16 protein-coding genes are annotated in these 18,579 nt (G+C 40.6%); 9 read left to right on the forward strand and 7 right to left on the reverse strand.

Annotated elements, in window-relative coordinates; translation table 11 throughout:
- Positions 1–42 precede the first annotated feature (42 nt).
- Complete coding sequence (gene gldJ / locus ABFU83_RS00725; protein ID WP_347068130.1) at positions 43–1,719, reverse strand: gliding motility lipoprotein GldJ; 1,677 nt, start codon at positions 1,717–1,719, stop codon at positions 43–45.
- A gap of 240 nt (positions 1,720–1,959) precedes the next feature.
- On the opposite strand from gldJ, the gene porU reads away from it, so the two are divergent.
- The 9 genes from porU (at position 1,960) to ABFU83_RS00770 (ending at position 13,964) form a co-directional block, all read left to right on the forward strand.
- Positions 1,960–5,826, forward strand: coding sequence for a type IX secretion system sortase PorU (gene porU, locus ABFU83_RS00730; RefSeq protein ID WP_347068136.1), 3,867 nt, complete (start codon positions 1,960–1,962; stop codon positions 5,824–5,826).
- A 40-nt stretch (positions 5,827–5,866) separates the two neighbouring features.
- Positions 5,867–7,039 carry a type IX secretion system outer membrane channel protein PorV gene (gene porV / locus ABFU83_RS00735; protein ID WP_300489775.1) on the forward strand — a complete coding sequence of 391 codons (1,173 nt, stop codon included), beginning with the start codon at positions 5,867–5,869 and terminating at the stop codon, positions 7,037–7,039.
- A gap of 76 nt (positions 7,040–7,115) precedes the next feature.
- The gene (gene cdd / locus ABFU83_RS00740) at positions 7,116–7,598 is read left to right on the forward strand and encodes a cytidine deaminase (RefSeq protein WP_347068138.1); all 483 of its coding nucleotides are present in this window, start codon (positions 7,116–7,118) and stop codon (positions 7,596–7,598) included.
- 251 nt (positions 7,599–7,849) lie between these two features.
- Positions 7,850–8,848 carry a pyruvate dehydrogenase (acetyl-transferring) E1 component subunit alpha gene (gene pdhA / locus ABFU83_RS00745; protein WP_347068140.1) on the forward strand — a complete coding sequence of 333 codons (999 nt, stop codon included), beginning with the start codon at positions 7,850–7,852 and terminating at the stop codon, positions 8,846–8,848.
- Positions 8,849–8,854: 6 nt separating this feature from the next.
- Positions 8,855–10,483: a pyruvate dehydrogenase complex dihydrolipoamide acetyltransferase gene (locus tag ABFU83_RS00750; protein WP_347068141.1), complete on the forward strand. Its 1,629-nt coding sequence runs from the start codon at positions 8,855–8,857 to the stop codon at positions 10,481–10,483.
- 88 nt (positions 10,484–10,571) lie between these two features.
- Entirely contained in the window at positions 10,572–11,534 is a 963-nt protein-coding gene (locus ABFU83_RS00755) for a M28 family peptidase (protein ID WP_347068142.1), read from the forward strand.
- Positions 11,535–11,566: 32 nt separating this feature from the next.
- Positions 11,567–12,244, forward strand: a complete 678-nt coding sequence (locus ABFU83_RS00760) for an SDR family oxidoreductase (protein WP_347068144.1) — start codon at positions 11,567–11,569, stop codon at positions 12,242–12,244.
- Between the two features lie 20 nt (positions 12,245–12,264).
- Positions 12,265–12,864 carry a SprT-like domain-containing protein gene (locus ABFU83_RS00765; RefSeq protein ID WP_347068146.1) on the forward strand — a complete coding sequence of 200 codons (600 nt, stop codon included), beginning with the start codon at positions 12,265–12,267 and terminating at the stop codon, positions 12,862–12,864.
- Positions 12,865–12,902: 38 nt separating this feature from the next.
- Entirely contained in the window at positions 12,903–13,964 is a 1,062-nt protein-coding gene (locus ABFU83_RS00770) for a mannose-1-phosphate guanylyltransferase (protein WP_347070187.1), read from the forward strand.
- A gap of 57 nt (positions 13,965–14,021) precedes the next feature.
- On the opposite strand, the gene ABFU83_RS00775 is transcribed toward ABFU83_RS00770, so the two are convergent.
- The 6 genes from ABFU83_RS00775 to ABFU83_RS00800 all read right to left on the reverse strand — a co-directional run bounded on the left by ABFU83_RS00775 (position 14,022) and on the right by ABFU83_RS00800 (position 18,545).
- Complete coding sequence (locus ABFU83_RS00775; RefSeq protein WP_347068148.1) at positions 14,022–14,786, reverse strand: ATP-binding cassette domain-containing protein; 765 nt, start codon at positions 14,784–14,786, stop codon at positions 14,022–14,024.
- Between the two features lie 2 nt (positions 14,787–14,788).
- Positions 14,789–15,532, reverse strand: coding sequence for an ABC transporter permease (locus tag ABFU83_RS00780; protein ID WP_136403002.1), 744 nt, complete (start codon positions 15,530–15,532; stop codon positions 14,789–14,791).
- A gap of 72 nt (positions 15,533–15,604) precedes the next feature.
- Positions 15,605–16,453: a glycosyltransferase family 2 protein gene (locus ABFU83_RS00785; protein ID WP_347068150.1), complete on the reverse strand. Its 849-nt coding sequence runs from the start codon at positions 16,451–16,453 to the stop codon at positions 15,605–15,607.
- A complete protein-coding gene (locus ABFU83_RS00790; RefSeq protein ID WP_347068151.1) occupies positions 16,453–16,977 on the reverse strand; it encodes a methyltransferase in 525 nt (174 codons plus the stop codon). Before ABFU83_RS00790 ends, ABFU83_RS00785 begins: the two co-directional genes overlap by 1 nt.
- Before the next feature lie 2 nt (positions 16,978–16,979).
- Positions 16,980–18,041 (reverse strand): ketoacyl-ACP synthase III, encoded by a 1,062-nt coding sequence (locus ABFU83_RS00795; protein ID WP_347068153.1) that lies wholly within the window; start codon positions 18,039–18,041, stop codon positions 16,980–16,982.
- Between the two features lie 123 nt (positions 18,042–18,164).
- Positions 18,165–18,545 carry a group III truncated hemoglobin gene (locus ABFU83_RS00800; RefSeq protein ID WP_347068154.1) on the reverse strand — a complete coding sequence of 127 codons (381 nt, stop codon included), beginning with the start codon at positions 18,543–18,545 and terminating at the stop codon, positions 18,165–18,167.
- Between the last annotated feature and the right edge of the window lie 34 nt (positions 18,546–18,579).

Raw genomic sequence — 18,579 nt, forward strand, 5'->3', positions numbered from 1 at the left:
CTAAAATAGTTTAGGGCTTTTAAAGTATGTATGAAAATTTAATTATCCTCGGGCTTTTTTCTTACCTGATTTAGGACCTACTTTAGACATTGCACATCGGAATCCGATATAGTCTGTAGCCATATCCTGCGGGTAATATCTTCTTGATGCAGGATCTAACCAGTAAGCTCTGTCTCTCCAGGATCCACCTTTGTAAACTCTACTGTCGTCGTTTACTAAAGTTGTTCTCTTATCAGAGTGGTCGTATTTACGAACAAGGTTTCCAAGACTGTCTTTTGTTACAGAGTGTTTCGGTGAATCGTACATTCTGTTTTTGTCGTCTTTTTTCTCGTCAGTTCCTTCTTCTTCATTTCCGAAGTTGTAGAAACGAGTCGATTGTTTATCACCATCTCTATAGTTTCGGTTATCACTCTTCGAGAAGTTTTGTCTTAAATACGTTTCGTTATCGTCGATAGCTACCTGAGCAATTTGTCCAGGGAAGTTACGTGCTACGATTCTACCGTTACTTAGCGTGTCATACGCGATGTTTTCAGTAGTAACCATTTCCACTTTGCCGTCTTCACCAATTTTGTTTTTCATATAGATGTTACCTCTATAGTAGTTGAAGTCATTCGCTTCATCATCTACAATAGGTCGGTAAACATCGGCAACCCACTCGGCTACGTTACCAGCCATATCGTATAAACCGAAATCATTTGGCGGGTATTTTTTAACTTCGTTAGTGATGTCAGCACCATCGTCAGACCATCCGGCAATTCCTCCGTAGTCTCCTTTTCCTTGTTTGAAGTTCGCTAACTGGTCACCTCTGTATTGTCTTTTTCCAGAACGGGTGTACTGTCCACTCCAAGGGTATTTTTTCTTCCCTTTGTAGGTGTTGTACTCACGGATTCCACCTAATGCAACAGCAGCATATTCCCACTCTGCTTCGGTTGGTAGTCTGTATTCCGGTAAGATGATACCTGACGTTCTTTGGGCGTAAACGTTTTTAGCATCTTCTTTAGCCGCTAATTTATTTCGTTGTCCTTTGTAAACAAGTTCTTCGTTTCCTCCATATGTAGATGTAGGGGAAGCTAAATACGATTCTGTACTAAAAGTGCTCTCTGCTTTTACTTCTGTAATTTTAGAGTCTTTTTTTAAGTATCCTTCGCGCTCCAAAATAGCCTCATTCACACGGTCTGTTCTCCATTTGCTGAACTCAACTGCCTGAATCCAGTTTACACCAACTACAGGGTAGTTTGCATAAGCAGGGTGTCTAAGGTAGTTGTTAGTCATTGTTTCGTTATATCCTAAACGATTTCTCCATACCAAAGTATCCGGTAACGCACCAACATAAATGTTTTTGTAGTTCTCGTCTGTCGGTGGGAAAATGGTTTTTAACCAGAATAGGTACTCCGTATACATAAAGTTCGTTACCTCGGTTTCATCCATGTAAAACGACTGTACGTGTTGTTGGTTTGGAGTGTTGTTCCAATCGTGCATCGGGTCATCTTGCACTTTACCCATAGTGAATGTTCCACCTTCTACGGCAACCATTCCAGGAGGGGTTTCTTGCTTTTTGTACTTCGCATTGTATTGGAAACCACCTTTCTTATCGTTGATTTTCCAACCAGTAGCTGCAGAAGTTCCTTTTGACCCCGATTTTTTACTACAACTAGTAAAACCAATCGATAGCGATAATGCTGCCATCAATTGTAAAGCCATAATTCTGTTGATTTTCATACTTTCAGTTAGGTATAATTTTAGTGCCGCAATATAATCATTAACCGTTAAACGGCAACAATTTTTTTGTGATTTATTAAAACTAATTATAATTTTTTGTTAAATCTAATATAAAGAACGCTAGTTGTATTCAGATATTGTGTAAGCGACCTTTTTATTTATATATAGTGCGAAATTAGTTTTTCCAAAAAATATTTTTTCTCTTTGTAATATCTCTGTAATTAATACGTTTTGATCTTGATGAAAAAATATATACTCTTTATCTTTTTGTTTACGAGTCTGCTGTCGTTCGCGCAGCAGAAAGAGCACATTGTAATTGAATGGAAACCGGCTGCAGGAATACAGTATGAGACCGTTAATTATAAGGTGCCGCAATTTGCGGCTGAGAACTTCGAGTTTAATGCCGATCTGAAGAGTATCCGTTTTAAAAAAGCGATTCCGATTAATGGTACTATCGATACCCGATCGTTGAAAATTTCGAATGTGGTTTACGAATCCATTAGTCGTAGCGATCTTAATGATCTTTCGGTAGCATCTTTGCCGGATAAACTAAACGAAAAACTGGAGCATTTTATCGCAAGAGACGAACAAAAAGCCGTGCTGATTTTTTCTCCTATTATTAAGGTAGGCGAAACGTTTAAAAGAGTGGTTTCGCTGGATGCCGAATTTTCAAATGGTGGTTCGTCCCGAATCGCTTCTCAGAATATGAATGTGTCAGCGGTTGCGAATTCGGTACTGGCCTCGGGTGATTTTTATCGTTTTTATGTCGAAAAATCAGGAGTTTATAAAATATCTAGGGCTTTTTTACAGCAACTCGGTATGAATACAGGAGTGGATCCGAGAAATATTAAAATCTACGGGAACGGTGGGCGCATGTTGCCACTGTTAAACAGTACGCCTTATCCGGATGATCTGGAAGAAAATGCAATTCAGGTGATCGGTGAAGGGGATGGCGATTTTGGTGAATATGATTATATCATTTTTTATGCCGAAGGCCCGGAAGGTTGGAATAAGGAGAGTCTTACGAATGTGAATCTGTATGCCGATCGTTCGCATTATTATATTACCACAAAAGGGGGTCCGGGTAAACGGATCAATACCAATGTGCAACCGTCGCAGGCTACAACGGTGACCTATAATCAGTTTGACGATTATCAGTTTCACGAAGTGGATAAGGTGAATATCGGCCGATTGGGGCGAAAATGGTTTGGAGAAATGTTTGCCATTGAAAACGAACAGACGTTTAAATTTCAGATTCCAAATCTTGTGACTTCTGTACCGGTAAAAATCCGCGTGAATATGGCTTCGGCTTCCTATGGAAATTCTTCTTTTCAGGTAAAAGCAAACGAGCAAAGTATTGGAACAGCCAATTTTAATGCGCTGAGTCAGGATGTGCATGTGGCAGCTTATGAGACCTTACTTGAAAATACTTTTTCGGCTACTTCCGGAGATATTTCGGTAAAGCTGACATATGATAACGGAGGAGTGCCTTCGTCTAATGGGTATCTCGATTATATTGCATTGGAATCGCAACGGCAATTGGCTGGTTATGGAAAACAGTTTTTGTTCTACAGAAATGATGCGGCCAATAATATAGGTGTGGCCGAATATATACTGTCGAATGCTTCCGGTATCGGACAGGTTTGGGATGTGACGGATATTTATAATGTAACCAAATTCGATAATCAGGGACAGGCTACGTTTTCGTTTAAAGCAAATCTGGGGGAAGTCCGTAAATATGTAGCGGTCGATTATAATGATTTGTATTCGCCGATGAATGATGGGGCAGGTCGTATCCCGAATCAGGATTTAAAAGGAACGATTTTTAAAAACCAACAGGGTGAATTCCAGGATGTAGATTATCTGATTATAACGCCGGCTTCTTTAAACGGTCAGGCGGAACGATTGGCAAATTACCACCGTAATAACTCCGGGTTAAATGTAAAAGTGGTTAACCTCGAAAATATCTATCAGGAGTTTTCGTCCGGAAAACAGGATATTGCTGCAATTCGGAATTTTATAAAATATGTATACTGGAATGCCTCAACGCCAACTAAAAGAGTGCGATATGTAAATATGTTTGGCGATGCTTCTTTTGATTATAAAAACAGGATTCCAAACAATACAAATATAGTGCCGGTTTTCCATGGACTCAATCCAAATGATCCTAAAGTAAATAATTCGCAGAATTTCTCTGCCTACGCCACTTTTATGTCGGATGATTTTTATGTGTTGATGGATCCGACTGAAGGGCCGATGTTAACGACTGCAGGTTTGGATATTGCGGTGGGGAGGATGTTGGTAGGTTCAGGTCAGCAGGCGAGCGATATGGTTACCAAAGCGTTGGAGTATTTTGACGAACGATCCTATGGCAGATGGCGCAATAATTATGTGTTGATTTCGGATGACGCCGATAATACGACCGATGCGACTTTACAGTTTGACCTGGATAGACTGGGGGATGAATTGTATGAGAAAAAACCATTTGTGAATGTAAAGAAAATTCATACTGATTCCTATTTACAGGAAGTGGCTGCCGGAGGGGAACGTTATCCGAAAGCAAGACAGGATATATTAGAGGCTTTTGCACAGGGAGCTTTGGCGGTGAATTACTTCGGTCACGGTGGGGAAGATGGTTTGGCTGCCGAACGTATTTTTGATAAAGCGGATGCGCAAAATCTGACGAATCGTTTTCGTTATCCGTTGTTTATTACGATTACGTGTGAGTTTACCCGTTTTGATAATCCGTATCGTCCAACGGGAGGGGAATATATGTATTGGAATACCGCCGGCGGAGCGGTGGCTTTGGTAGCGACAACCCGGGAAATCGGAATTACTACCGGGTTAAATATGAATAAATCGCTGAGTAAATTCCTGTATTCCTATGGGTCGGATGTGTACGATACGATGTCGGAAGCACTTCGCAAAACGAAAAATGAAAACCTGACCGAGAACCGGAATGTGGTGTTTTTTATCGGTGATCCGGCAATGAAGCTGGCGATCCCGAAACCAAAAATCCGACTTACAAAAGTGAATGATGTTCCGGTGGCGCAATTTAACGATGCGTTACAGGCGCTTTCGTATGTGAAACTGGCTGGTGAAGTGACCGACGAAATCGGGAATCCGTTGCCGTCGTATAATGGCGATCTGGCCGTGCAGATTTTTGATAAGAAAATTGCAAGAAGTACGTTAGGTAATAACGGTGCTTCCAATAGTAATGGTTTGATTATTATGAATTTTAAAACCCTGGGAGAAACCGTTTTCAGAGGAAATGCGTCGGTGAACAATGGTGTTTTCGAGTTTGGTTTTGTAATGCCTAAGGATATCCGGGTGCCGGTGGGTAACGGAAGGGTTAGTTTTTACGCGAAGAAAAAGCAGATATTGGAAAATCAGACCGGCTATGATACGCTGATTAAAATCGGAGGGGTAAATCCAAATGCAGCTGTCGATAATACACCGCCAAAAGTACGTTTGTATATGAATGACGAATCGTTTGTGTCGGGCGGAATTACGAATGCGTCGCCGTATTTGCTGGCGTTTCTGGAAGATGAAAATGGAATTAATACCGCCAGTGGTATCGGACACGATATTATCGGGATTCTGGATGGCGATGAAACCAAGCCGTATGTGATGAACGATTATTACGAAACGTTTCCGGACGATTATACCAAAGGAAAACTGCGGTTTCCGTTCCGGAATCTGGCAAAAGGATTGCATACGCTTACGTTTAAAGCGTGGGATGTGTATAACAATCTGGTAACGGCTGAAATTCAGTTTGTGGTGGTGGGTGATGAAGGTTTGGAGCTGGATAAAGTGTTAAATTATCCGAATCCTTTTGTAAGTTATACTGAATTTTGGTTCACACACAACAGTCCGTACGAACCGTTGGATGTGCAGGTTCAGATCATGACAATTACCGGAAAAGTGGTGCGAACCATCAATCAATCCATTATGACTGAGGGCTTTCTGTCACGAGATATCAAGTGGGATGGAAGAGACGATTTTGGCGATCGGATTGGAAAAGGAGTCTATGTATATAAACTAACGGTTAAATCTTCCGTTTCAAATAAAAGGGCCGAAAAGTACGAAAAACTTGTAATCCTTTAATAAAATATTATATTTGTTCAATTAAATCAAATAATAGCTAATGAGAAAAATTGCAATATTATCGTTGTGTTTGTTTGCAGGCGCAACTCAATGGATGCAAGCACAGGATAGAGTTATTACAACCGGAGTTCCTTTTTTAATGATTGCTGCCGATGCCAGAGCGGCGGGTATGGGAGATATCGGTGTATCGAGTTCTTCTGATGCTTATTCGCAACAATACAACCCGGCTAAATATGCTTTCGCCTTGACAAAACAAGGGTTTTCTGTGAGTTATACGCCTTATCTTACTTCTATTGCTAATGATATATCATTAGGTCAGATAACCTATTTTAATAAAATCAACGAACGTAGTGCCTTTGCCGGTAGCTTGCGTTATTTCGGATTAGGAGATATCCAGTTAACCGATGCGTTGGGGAATCAGTTAAATACTGTGAGTCCGAACGAATTCGCTTTGGATGCGTCTTACTCTTTGAAATTGAGTGATCAATTCGCAATGGCGGTTGCCGGACGTTATATCCGTTCGAATCTGAAAATTAACGACGGAACAAATGATGCTTCTGCAGCCAATACTTTCGCCGTTGACGTTGCCGGTTTCTACCAGTCGGAAGAAATTGCGTATTCTGATTTCGACGGACGTTGGAGAGCGGGTTTTAACTTCCAGAATATGGGGCCAAAAATTAGTTACGATAACGACGATCTAAGTAGTAACTTCCTTCCGGCTAACTTGAAATTAGGTGCTGGATTTGATTTTATCCTGGACGAATACAATAAAGTATCCGTAATGGGAGAGGTAAATAAATTATTAGTGCCAACGCCACCAGAGGTTACCGATCTTAATGGTGATGGTGTTATCGATAGTAACGACCGTAATATCGCGATTTCCGATTACCGTAAAACAGGATGGGTTTCCGGAATGTTTAAATCGTTTGGTGATGCACCGGGTGGAATGAGCGAAGAGTTAAAAGAGTTTACATGGGCTTTGGGAGCAGAATACATGTATCAGAATTCATTCGCTTTACGTGCCGGATACTTTAATGAAAGTGAATTAAAAGGAGCTCGTAAATATTTTACAATGGGTGCCGGATTCAAATACAGTGTTGTAAAAGTGGATGTTTCTTATTTGTTCTCAACATCGAAAGTGAGAAACCCGCTTGAAAATACCTTACGTTTCTCCCTGACATTCAATTTCGGAGATTCCTATGATGAATATTAGTAGATAATAATATAATAAACAAAGCGTCCAAATTCCATCCGGAATTTGGATTTTTTGTCTAAAAGAAGTTTTTAATATGAAGAAAATAGATGTGACAACGTCATTTTGGGTATACGGTTCTGAAAATGAATTGCCAAATGAAGTAAAACCATTAATGGAGCAAGCGGTTGCAATCCGTAAGAAAGCCTATGCGCCGTATTCGAAATTTAGAGTAGGTGCGGCTATTTTATTGGATAATGGAAAAGTGGTAGTTGGATCCAATCAGGAAAATGCAGCCTATCCATCGGGACTTTGTGCCGAAAGAGTGGCGATTTTTCAGGCGGGTGCCTTATATCCGGAAGCGCAGATTTTAAAAATTGCGATTTCGGCTACTTCCGATGAAAAACCAGTCGAATCACCAATACCGCCTTGTGGTGCTTGTCGTCAGTCGATTGCCGAATACGAGTTCCGTCAGGAAAAACCAATTGAACTGTACTTTATGGGCGAAGTTGGGGAAGTGTATAAATCGGATTCATTGCAAAATATATTACCGTTTCATTTCGATAAAAAATTCCTGTAACCGACATGTTGTCGGTATAACGGTTTTGTGTAGAATTGTGAAAGAATAAGGCTGGAAGATTTTGTTGTTTTAAAAAGAACGGTTTATCCGAACCCCTTTTTTAAAACTTGATAAAAAAATAACAAAAATACATTCCTGTAAATTTTTACTTCTTCCGAGTATGTCTTATTTTTGCCGTTCGCAAAATTGTGTAAGGTGCTGTATTATGCTTTGTCAAATCAATACGGTGCAACAGCAAAAGTAAAAGCAATATGAAAGAAATCACAAAAGAAGTTTACCTTAAATGGTATGAGGACATGCAGTTCTGGAGAAAGTTCGAAGACAAACTGGCTGCATTATATATACAACAAAAAGTTAGAGGTTTTTTGCATTTGTATAACGGACAGGAAGCTGTTTTAGCAGGTGCACTTCACGCAATGGACCTAAGCAAAGACAAAATGATCACGGCTTATCGTAACCATGTTCAGCCAATTGGTATGGGTGTGGATCCGAGAAGAGTAATGGCGGAGTTGTTAGGGAAAGCTACCGGAACCTCAAAAGGATTAGGGGGTTCGATGCACATTTTCTCTAAAGAACACGGTTTTTACGGTGGTCACGGTATCGTGGGGGCGCAAATTCCGGTTGGAGCTGGTATCGCTTTTGCGGATAAATATTTCGGAACGGGTGGTGTTACCTTAACCTATTTCGGAGATGGAGCTGCACGTCAGGGATCGTTACACGAAGCGTTTAATATGGCAATGTTGTGGAAACTTCCGGTTGTGTTTATCGTTGAAAACAACGGTTATGCGATGGGAACTTCCGTAGAACGTACGGCCAATCATACCAATATCTGGAAACTGGGATTAGGATACGAAATGCCATGTGGACCGGTAGATGGAATGAATCCTATTAAAGTAGCTGAAGCGATGCATGAAGCAATGGAAAGAGCAAGACGTGGAGACGGACCAACTTTCCTTGAAATCAAAACATACCGCTATAGAGGTCACTCAATGTCGGATGCACAACACTACCGTACAAAAGAAGAGGTGGAAGAATACAAAAAAATCGACCCGATCACTCAGGTATTAGATATAATCAAAGAAAATAACTATGCTACAGAAGCTGAAATCGAAGCGATCGATCAGCGTGTAAAAGATCTTGTGGAAGAGTGTGAGAAATTCGCAGAAGAATCACCATATCCGGATTTAAACGTAATGTACGACGTAGTATACGAACAAGAGAATTACCCATTTTTACCACATAAATTATAATCGATTATGGCAGTAGTTGTTACCATGCCCCGTCTAAGTGACACCATGACCGAAGGTGTTGTGGCGACTTGGTTAAAGAAAGTAGGAGATGTTGTTAAAGAAGGCGATATTCTTGCAGAAATTGAAACCGATAAAGCAACCATGGAATTCGAATCGTTTAATTCGGGTACCTTATTGCATATCGGAATACAAGAAGGAGAATCGGCTCCGGTAGATGCTTTATTGGCAATTATCGGTAACCCGGGCGAAGATATTTCCGCTTTATTGAGTGGTGGTGGTCAGCCTGCGGCGGCAGCTCCGAAAGAAGAAACGGCTCCGGCTTCGGAAGACGTAAAAACAGAAACAAAATCACAGGCAGCCGAAATTCCTGCCGGTGTAAAAATAGTTACAATGCCGCGTCTGAGTGATACGATGACCGACGGTACCGTAGCAACCTGGTTGAAAAAAATCGGAGATAGCATTTCGGAAGGGGATATCCTGGCCGAAATCGAAACTGATAAGGCAACAATGGAATTCGAATCGTTTAACTCCGGTACGCTTTTGTATATCGGTGTTCAGGAAGGACAGTCGGCTCCGGTTGACAGTATTCTGGCGATTATTGGCCCTGCCGGTACCGATGTAAGTGCGCTTGCTGCCAATTACAAAGCCGGTGGTGCGGTAGAAACCGTTGCCGAAACCAAAACAGAAGTAAAAGAAACAACTGCAACAACAGCAGCGCCACAAACAACAACCGCTAACGGACGTGTGTTGGCATCGCCTTTGGCTAAAAAAATCGCACAGGAAAAAGGTGTGGATTTGACTCAGGTAAAAGGAACCGGTGAAAACGGACGTATCGTTAAAAAAGACGTGGAGAGCTTTACACCTCAGGCGGCTTCGGCACAACCGCAAACTGCTAGTGCGCCAACGGCAACTGCAGCTGCGACTCCGGTAAAACCTTTTGTTCCGGCTGGAGAGACCTATGTGGAAGAAGTGAAGAACTCACAAATGCGTAAAACGATCGCCCGTAGATTGGCAGAATCGAAGTTTACAGCACCACATTACTACCTGACGATCGAAGTGGCTATGGACAATGCGATGGCTTCCCGTGAAATGATTAACGGATTGCCGGATACCAAAGTATCGTTTAACGATATGGTGATCAAAGCGTGTGCGATGGCGTTGAAAAAACACCCACAGGTAAATTCACAGTGGAAAGAAGATGTAACGGTAATCAACCACCATGTAAACATCGGAGTAGCGGTAGCGGTGGAAGACGGATTGGTAGTTCCGGTATTGCGTTTCGCGGACCAGATGACGTTATCTCAAATCGGTGCTAATGTAAAAGATGTAGCTGGAAGAGCCCGAAACAAAAAATTACAACCTGCTGAAATGGAAGGTAGTACATTTACTGTTTCGAATTTGGGAATGTTCGGAATTACCGAATTTACATCGATCATCAATCAACCGAACTCGGCCATTTTATCGGTAGGAGCAATTGTTGAAAAACCGGTGGTTCGCAACGGACAAATCGTAGTTGGAAATACAATGAAAGTAACCCTTGCGTGCGATCACAGAACTGTTGACGGTGCAACCGGAGCACAGTTTTTACAAACTTTAAGACAATATCTGGAAAACCCGGTGACTATGCTGGCATAATCTGGAATATTCCAAATAAATCAATCCCGTCTTGATATTCAGGACGGGATTTTTAGTATTTTAGCGAAAGTGTAAAAATACTCCCCACATGAAAAAAACACTTTATCTTTTACCATTTGTATTACTGGGATGTGCTACCTCGAATACCAAAAGTGACAAAGGAACTACGACTACAGCTTCTGCTTATGAAGTGAAACAACAAGATGTCGCTCATACGTTGCAATACCTGGCATCCGACGAACTGGAAGGTCGCGATAGTGGTAGTAAAGGAATTGAAAAAGCAGCTATTTATCTGGAGAATCTGTTGCGTGAAAATAATATTAAACCGTATTTTAAAACCTATCGGGATACGTTGACCAACTTCCATAAACCGGCTTTTAATATCGTAGGGTTTATCGAAGGAAATGATCCGAAACTTAAAAACGAATTTGTGATCATTGGGGCGCATTACGATCATATCGGACGCGTGTCGACTCCGGTTAACGGGGATGATATTGCCAATGGTGCCAACGATAATGCTTCCGGGACAACGGTGATGTCGGAAGTAGCCAAATATTTTGCAAAAAATAAAACAAATAAAAGAAGCATATTGGTTGCCTTCTTTTCGGCGGAAGAAAAAGGATTGTTGGGATCCTATCATCTGGCAAAAAAATTAAAGGAGCAGCATTTTAATCTGTATACGATGCTGAATTTTGAAATGCTGGGTGTGCCAATGAAACGGGAATTTGCATCCTATATAACCGGTTTTGGAAAATCGAATATGTCGGAAAAAATTAACGAGTATACCCAAAAGAAAACCGTAGGTTTTTTGGAAATCGAATTGCAATACCGCTTGTTTATGGCTTCGGATAATTATCCGTTTTTCGTCGAATTTAACGTACCGGCACAAACGGTTTGTACGTTCGACTTTGAAAATTATTCCTATTACCATCATCCATTGGATGAATTTAAATTGATGGATACGGCACATATGGCGGCCTATGCCAAAGAAATCATCCCGGCTGTAGCGGGAATGACCAATTCCAAAGAAAAAGAGATTAAACTAAATTAAAATTATAAAAGAGATCAGGATTTTACAGTAAAATGAAAAACATTATTATAACAGGAACCAGTAGAGGAATCGGATATGAACTGGCATTGGAATTTGCTGCTGCCGGACATAATGTGCTGGCTTTGTCGCGAAAACAACCCCAGGCATTACTCGAAAATGAAAATATCAGCTGTTTAAGTATTGATTTGTCGCTGGAGGAAGATCTGGAAAAAATACAACAATTTATCGCGACAACCTGGAAAAAGGTGGATGTTCTGATCCACAATGCCGGGGCGTTATTGCTAAAACCATTCGGGGAAATTTCGGCTCAGGAATTCGAAAATATTTATAAAGTAAATGTTTTTGGTGTGGCCAATTTAACCCGTATCTGTATTCCGTACCTGCAAAAAGGAAGCCATGTAGTAACGATCAGTAGTATGGGGGGGATTCAGGGAAGTATGAAATTTGCCGGATTAGCCGCGTACAGTTCCAGTAAAGGTGCGGTGATTACCTTGTCGGAATTATTGGCTGAAGAATATAAGGACAAAGGAATCGCCTTTAATGTGTTGGCATTAGGTGCTGTTCAGACAGAAATGTTGCAGGAAGCATTTCCGGGATATGAAGCACCGCTAAACGCAAAAGAAATGGCCGATTATATTTTTGATTTTGCTCTAAACGGCAATAAATATTTTAACGGAAAAGTGTTACAGGTTTCTTCAACCACACCCTAAATGCGTTCAGGGGAATCCAGATGAAAGATAAATTAGCACCCTATATACCGGAACATGCACTGGATAGCGTTTTTGAGCTGATAAAGCTCAATCGTGTACATCTGAAAATCGTGAATGAAAGGGTAACCCGACACGGCGATTATCGGAAACACCCGGATGGCTACCATCAGATTACTGTAAATGCCAGTCTGAATAAATATCGGTTTTTAATGACGCTTATCCATGAAATTGCACATTTGGTGGCTTTCGAAAAATACGGTCGGAATATAAAACCACATGGCGATGAATGGAAGCTTACATTCCAACGGTTGATGGTGCCTTTTTTGCGACCGGAAATTTTTCCGAATCAATTATTGCCATTGCTGGCAAGGCATTTCAGAAATCCGAAAGCCAGTAGTGATACCGATGCAACATTAGCCCTTGCCTTAAAACAATTTGATCCGGCTAACGATAAAAATTATATATTTGAAATCCCGTATGGAAGTGTCTTCCGGATACACAATGGAAGAATTTTTAAAAAAGGAGCACAACGAATAAAACGATTCGAATGTATGGAATTGAGTTCGGGTAGAGTTTACCTGTTTAATCCCAATGCCGAAGTTGAGTTGTTACCCGGATAATAAACTAAAGAATTAGCCATGTCATTTGACACAATATGATGAATAAAAACTATTATGCAATACTAATGGCCGGTGGAGTTGGATCCCGCTTCTGGCCGGTAAGTACAGTAGATTTTCCTAAGCAGTTCCACGATATGCTGGGCACCGGAGATACCCTGATCCAGAAAACATTTAGTAGACTCTCAAGAATTGTTCCGAAGGAGAATATATTGATTTTAACCAACGAGCGCTATAATCAATTGGTGTTGGAACAATTACCTCAGGTAAAACAGGAACAGGTAATTCTGGAGCCTGTAATGCGAAATACAGCCCCTTGTATCGTATTGGCCTCGTTAAAAATACAACAAAAAAATCCGGAGGCATTAGTGGTTGTTGCACCAAGTGATCATTGGATTGAGGATGAAGATCAATTTATAGCCAATCTTCAAAAATCATTCGATAATTGTTCTGAAAGCAATGTTTTGATGACATTGGGGATTTTGCCAACCTTCCCGAATACGGGCTATGGGTATATCGAATATAACAAACTGGATAATAAACCAATTAAAAAGGTAGTACAGTTCCGGGAAAAACCAGATTATGCTACGGCTAAAGCGTTTATCCAAAGTCGTAATTTTCTTTGGAATGCCGGAATATTTATTTGGAGTATCCGTTCGATCATCGAAGCTTTTGAAACCTTCCATCCGGAAATGTTACGTCTGTTTCAAAAGGGAATGGATTTTTACAATACACCACGGGAACAGGAATTTATCAATACGATTTATCCGGATGCCGAAAACATTTCAATCGATTACGCCATCCTTGAAAAAGCGAAAAACGTATTTGTCTTACCGGCAACATTCGACTGGAATGATTTGGGTACCTGGGGAGCACTTCACGAAAAATTACCAAAGGATGATCAATTTAATGCGGTAGTGAATGCAACCATGATTTTGGAAAATGCGTCCAATAATATTATCCGTACCGAAGGAAAAAAACTGGTGGTGATTAACGGTTTAAGCGATTTCATCGTTGTAGATAAAAACGATACGCTGCTAATCTTTCCTAAAGATAAGGAGCAGGAGATTAAAAAAATAAGTAACTTATTGGATAAAAAATAAAACCTACAAAAAATGCCTCTGAATGAGGCATTTTTTATGAGATAAAGTGTCGTTCTTTTATAACTCTCTGTTTTGTGCTTTTCGCACTTTTTTAAACAGGTTCGATGAGTATACAAAGTCAACAATGGCTTCGTTGTCTGTTTTAAAGATTTCACGTTTGGTGCCTTCCCAGGCCAAAATACCTTCTTTTAAGAAAATAATCTTTTCTCCGATTTCCATTACGGAGTTCATATCGTGCGTATTGATCACTGTCGTAATGTTGTACTCTTCGGTGATTTCATGAATCAGGTTGTCGATTACAATCGATGTTTTTGGATCCAGACCGGAGTTGGGCTCGTCACAAAATAAATATTTCGGGTTGTTTACAATCGCACGGGCAATGGCTACACGCTTTTGCATCCCTCCGGATATTTCAGATGGTTTCTTTTTATGTGCATTGATCAACTTTACACGGTCGATAACAAAATCAACACGCTCCTGAATTTCACGCGGGTTTTTATTGGTAAACATTTTTAACGGGAATCCGATGTTTTCTTCCACGGTCATCGAATCGAATAATGCACTTCCCTGAAATACCATTCCGATTTCAGTACGCAAATCGCGTTTTTCGTCATTAGTAAGTTCGGAGTAAATCCGACCGTCAAACGAGATGGTTCCTTTGTCCGGTGTATGAATACCCAATAGGCTTTTTAATAATACAGTTTTCCCGGAACCACTCTGTCCAATGATCAAATTGGTCTTCCCGGTGTCGAAAACCGTGGAAATCCCTTTTAAAACCTTGGTGTCACCAAATGATTTCTCGATATCTTTTACTTCGATCATGATTATTTGGTTAAAAGTAATTGTGTTAAAATATAATTCGCCAGAATGATCGCCACACTGGTCCATACGAATGAGGTCGTACTGGCTTTTCCTACTTCCAATGCGCCTCCCTTCATATAATAACCGTGGAACGACGGGATCGTTGCCAATAGTAAAGCAAATACAACGGTTTTAATAAACGCATAGATCACGTGAAACGGAATGAATTCTACTTGTAATCCGGTCATAAATTCATCACTCGATGCAAATCCACCGTAAACTCCGGCAATCCATCCACCTAAAATTCCCAAAAACATACTCAAACCAATCACAAACGGATACAATAGTAATGCGATTACTTTTGGGAATACCAGATAGTTCAGGGAATTGATTCCCATTACTTCTAAAGCGTCGATCTGTTCGGTTACGCGCATCGTTCCGATACTGGAGGTAATAAAAGATCCCATTTTACCGGCCATGATGATGGAGATAAAAGTAGGAGCAAATTCCAGAATTACCGATTGACGGGTCGCAAAACCAATCAGGTATTTTGGGATTAACGGGTTGGTTAAGTTTAACGCCGTTTGGATGGCGACAACGCCACCAACGAAAAACGAAATAAACGCCACAATTCCCAGTGATCCGATAATTAAATCGTCTATTTCTTTGAAAATTAGCTGCTTCATAGCCGACCATTTTGTCGGTTTATTGAAGACTTCTTTCAACATCAGGAAGTATTTTCCTATTTGCGACAGATATCTAAGCATAATATTTTATAAATCTTGGCTAAATTACCAATAAGTTACGAGTTATGGGGTATCGCAACGGAGTTTTTTGGCTTATAAAAGCTTGGCTTTCATTTTTTGAAAACGGTATTTCCGAATAAAGCGACCTTGTTCCGATGTGACCAAATACGGTTTTTTACCCAACCAGGCTTTTAGAAAACCAACCATATAATCGATAAAAAGAAGCGGTTTCTTTTTGAGTAAGGCCAGTTTTAAAGAGGCAATAGAAGTAATTATAAATCCGTAACGCAGACTGTAAAATGCAGCGCCTTGTTTGTAGCGTGCCGTTTTGTTGTAATTCGCTCCGGTAGGTTTCAGGTGTTTTACCTGTAAATTTGCATCGGTTACGACTTTCCAGTTGTAAAACTTACAAAGCAACTCGTCAACCGTATCCCAACCCATTGCCGGTTTTAATCCGCCAATCTGTTCAAAACAGGCTTTGCGATAGGCTTTAAAAGCACCGCGGATATGATCTTTATCGGTGAGATTTTCCAAAATCCAATCGCCGTTTTTTTCGATATAAGCAAAACCACCGGCCATACCGATTTCGGAATCACTTTGAAAAATACGGATAATCGTTTCGAAATAATTGGGTGGTAAAATCAGGTCGGCATCCAATTTGACAATAAAATCATAGCTGCCGTCCAATTGTTCGTATCCTTTTTGAAATGCCTGAATAACTTTGCTTCCGGGTAAATGGATCGCATCCGATTTTTTTTCAATGATCGAAATCCAGGGATAACGTACTGCAAAATCGCTCACAATGGCATGAGTGTTGTCGGTAGAATTGTCGTTTACGACCACAACCTGTTGCGGAAGTACGGTTTGAGCCGCCAACGATTTCAGCGTTCCTGAAATAAAGGCTTCTTCGTTGTGTGCCGGAATAACGATATAATACCTCATTATTTTATTTTTTCAGCATAAACGATATAATAACGCGGTGTAAAGCGGCGTAATAATGGGCGAATTCCGATCTGTTTTACCGGGTTGGTGAATTTTTCGCGATCCAGGATTTTCCAGCCTGTTTTTTCCAGTAACCAATCCAGTTGCCAGTCTTCAAATTCATGGTAGTGCCGATCCCACATATCGGTTTTGCTGCGGTAAGCAGGCGAAAACCATAAACGCATTGGAATCGAAATAACCAGTTTGTCCGATTGGATGTTTTGTAAAACCGTAAACGGATTTAACAGGTGTTCGAAAATTTCGAAAGCCGTTGTCACCGGATGGTTGCTTTCCGAAAGTGCCGTCTGATCGATATCCAGATCTTCTCCTTTGGTGTTGGTTACAGTATAGCCGTTTTCTTTCATAATTGTAGAAAACGGGTTTTCAACACCCAAATCCAGAATAGCTTCCGAGGGGGAAATATGTTTTTGTAAAAAGGCTAGTGTATGTTTAAATCGCTTGTTCGGAAATGTTTTTTCGTACATAGTTATAATCGGTAGACGAAGGCATTTATGTTCATTCCTGCGCCTACGGATGCAAAGATAATAACATCTCCTTTATGAAGTTCCTGATTTTCAATTTTTCCTTTTATCAATAAATCATATAACGTCGGAACGGTGGCCACACTCGAATTTCCGAGTTTGTGGATACTCATGGGCATCACGCCCTCCGGAGGTGTTTGTTTGTACAATCGGAAAAAACGCTGGATAATGGCTTCATCCATTTTTTCGTTGGCCTGATGAATCAGTACTTTTTTGACTTCTTCGATCGTAATACCACTTTTGTCCAGACATTCTTTCATGGCTTTCGGAACCTGACTTAAGGCAAATTCGTAAATCTTGCGGCCATACATTTTGATATAGCGTACATCGGGATCGTGTTCGGCATTAAAGGAATTTCCGAAATATAGAAAATAGGCTTCGTCATAGGTGAAAGATGCTGTTTCGTGGGCAAGCATTCCAATATGGTCGTCGTTGGTTGCTTCTATAATCGTAGCACCGGCACCATCGGAATAAATCATACTGTCGCGATCGTGAATGTCGACAACCCGTGATAGGGTTTCGGCTCCAATTACCAGGCATCTTTTAGCTATACCGGCTTTGATATAGGCATTTGCCTGAATCATGCCTTCAATCCAACCCGGACAACCAAAAAGGATGTCGTAGGCCACACATTTCGGATTTTTAATTTTAAGGCTGTGTTTTACCCGTGCGGATAAACTGGGAAGAATATCCGTTTGTATCGCCCCTTGTTTTACATTGCCGAAGTTATGGGCAAAGATGATATAATCTAAAGTCTCCGGATCGATTCCGGCATCTTCAATCGCTCTTTGAGCAGCAAAATAAGCAATATCGGATGTTAATAATTGATCCTCGACATACCGGCGTTCTTCGATACCCGTAATTTCTTTAAACTTTTGAGCAACGACATCATTAGCATATGGAAAAGGCGTTCCATCGTCATTTAAAAACTGATGCTGGGCAAAATCGAGATTGGTTACGGTGATAGTGGGAATATAGCTTCCGGAACCGATTATTTTACTGTTCATAAGGTGAATTTATACTAATACTAAGTTATTGATTTTAAACGCTTATGTGTCGGTAAAAATTTTATGTAAAATGATTATTATGGAATAGTTATTTAAAGGAGTTTAAAATTATTGATACCAAAATTAATTGTGATTTTTTTGAGAAATCTTTAGCTGCATAATCGTCGCTATTGATAAAGCACGGGTCTTTATCAGCTCGGAATTACTGCCTTCAAAGTGTTCGTCAACCGTTTTGTCGAAATGTTCCAGCCATATTTGAAAATGCTCCGGGCGTAACGATTCTTTTTCGTTGAGTTCCAGATGGATGTGCATAACGTTTTTTCGGTAACTTCCCTCGCGAAGAAGCGTTTGTTCCCAGAAATCGGCCAAATGCGGTAGATGGGCTTCCAGATCAATTTGGGCAATGTCGGTAAAGATATAGCGGATACGATCGTCGGATAAAAGTTTGTTGTAAAACTGTCGCATCAGATGGAGTAAATCGGCTCGATTGGTAATGTCATTCATATTGTGAAGGTATAAAAAAAGAGCCGCATAAAGC

The organism is Flavobacterium sp. WV_118_3 (assembly GCF_039778605.1).
GTDB lineage: Bacteria > Bacteroidota > Bacteroidia > Flavobacteriales > Flavobacteriaceae > Flavobacterium.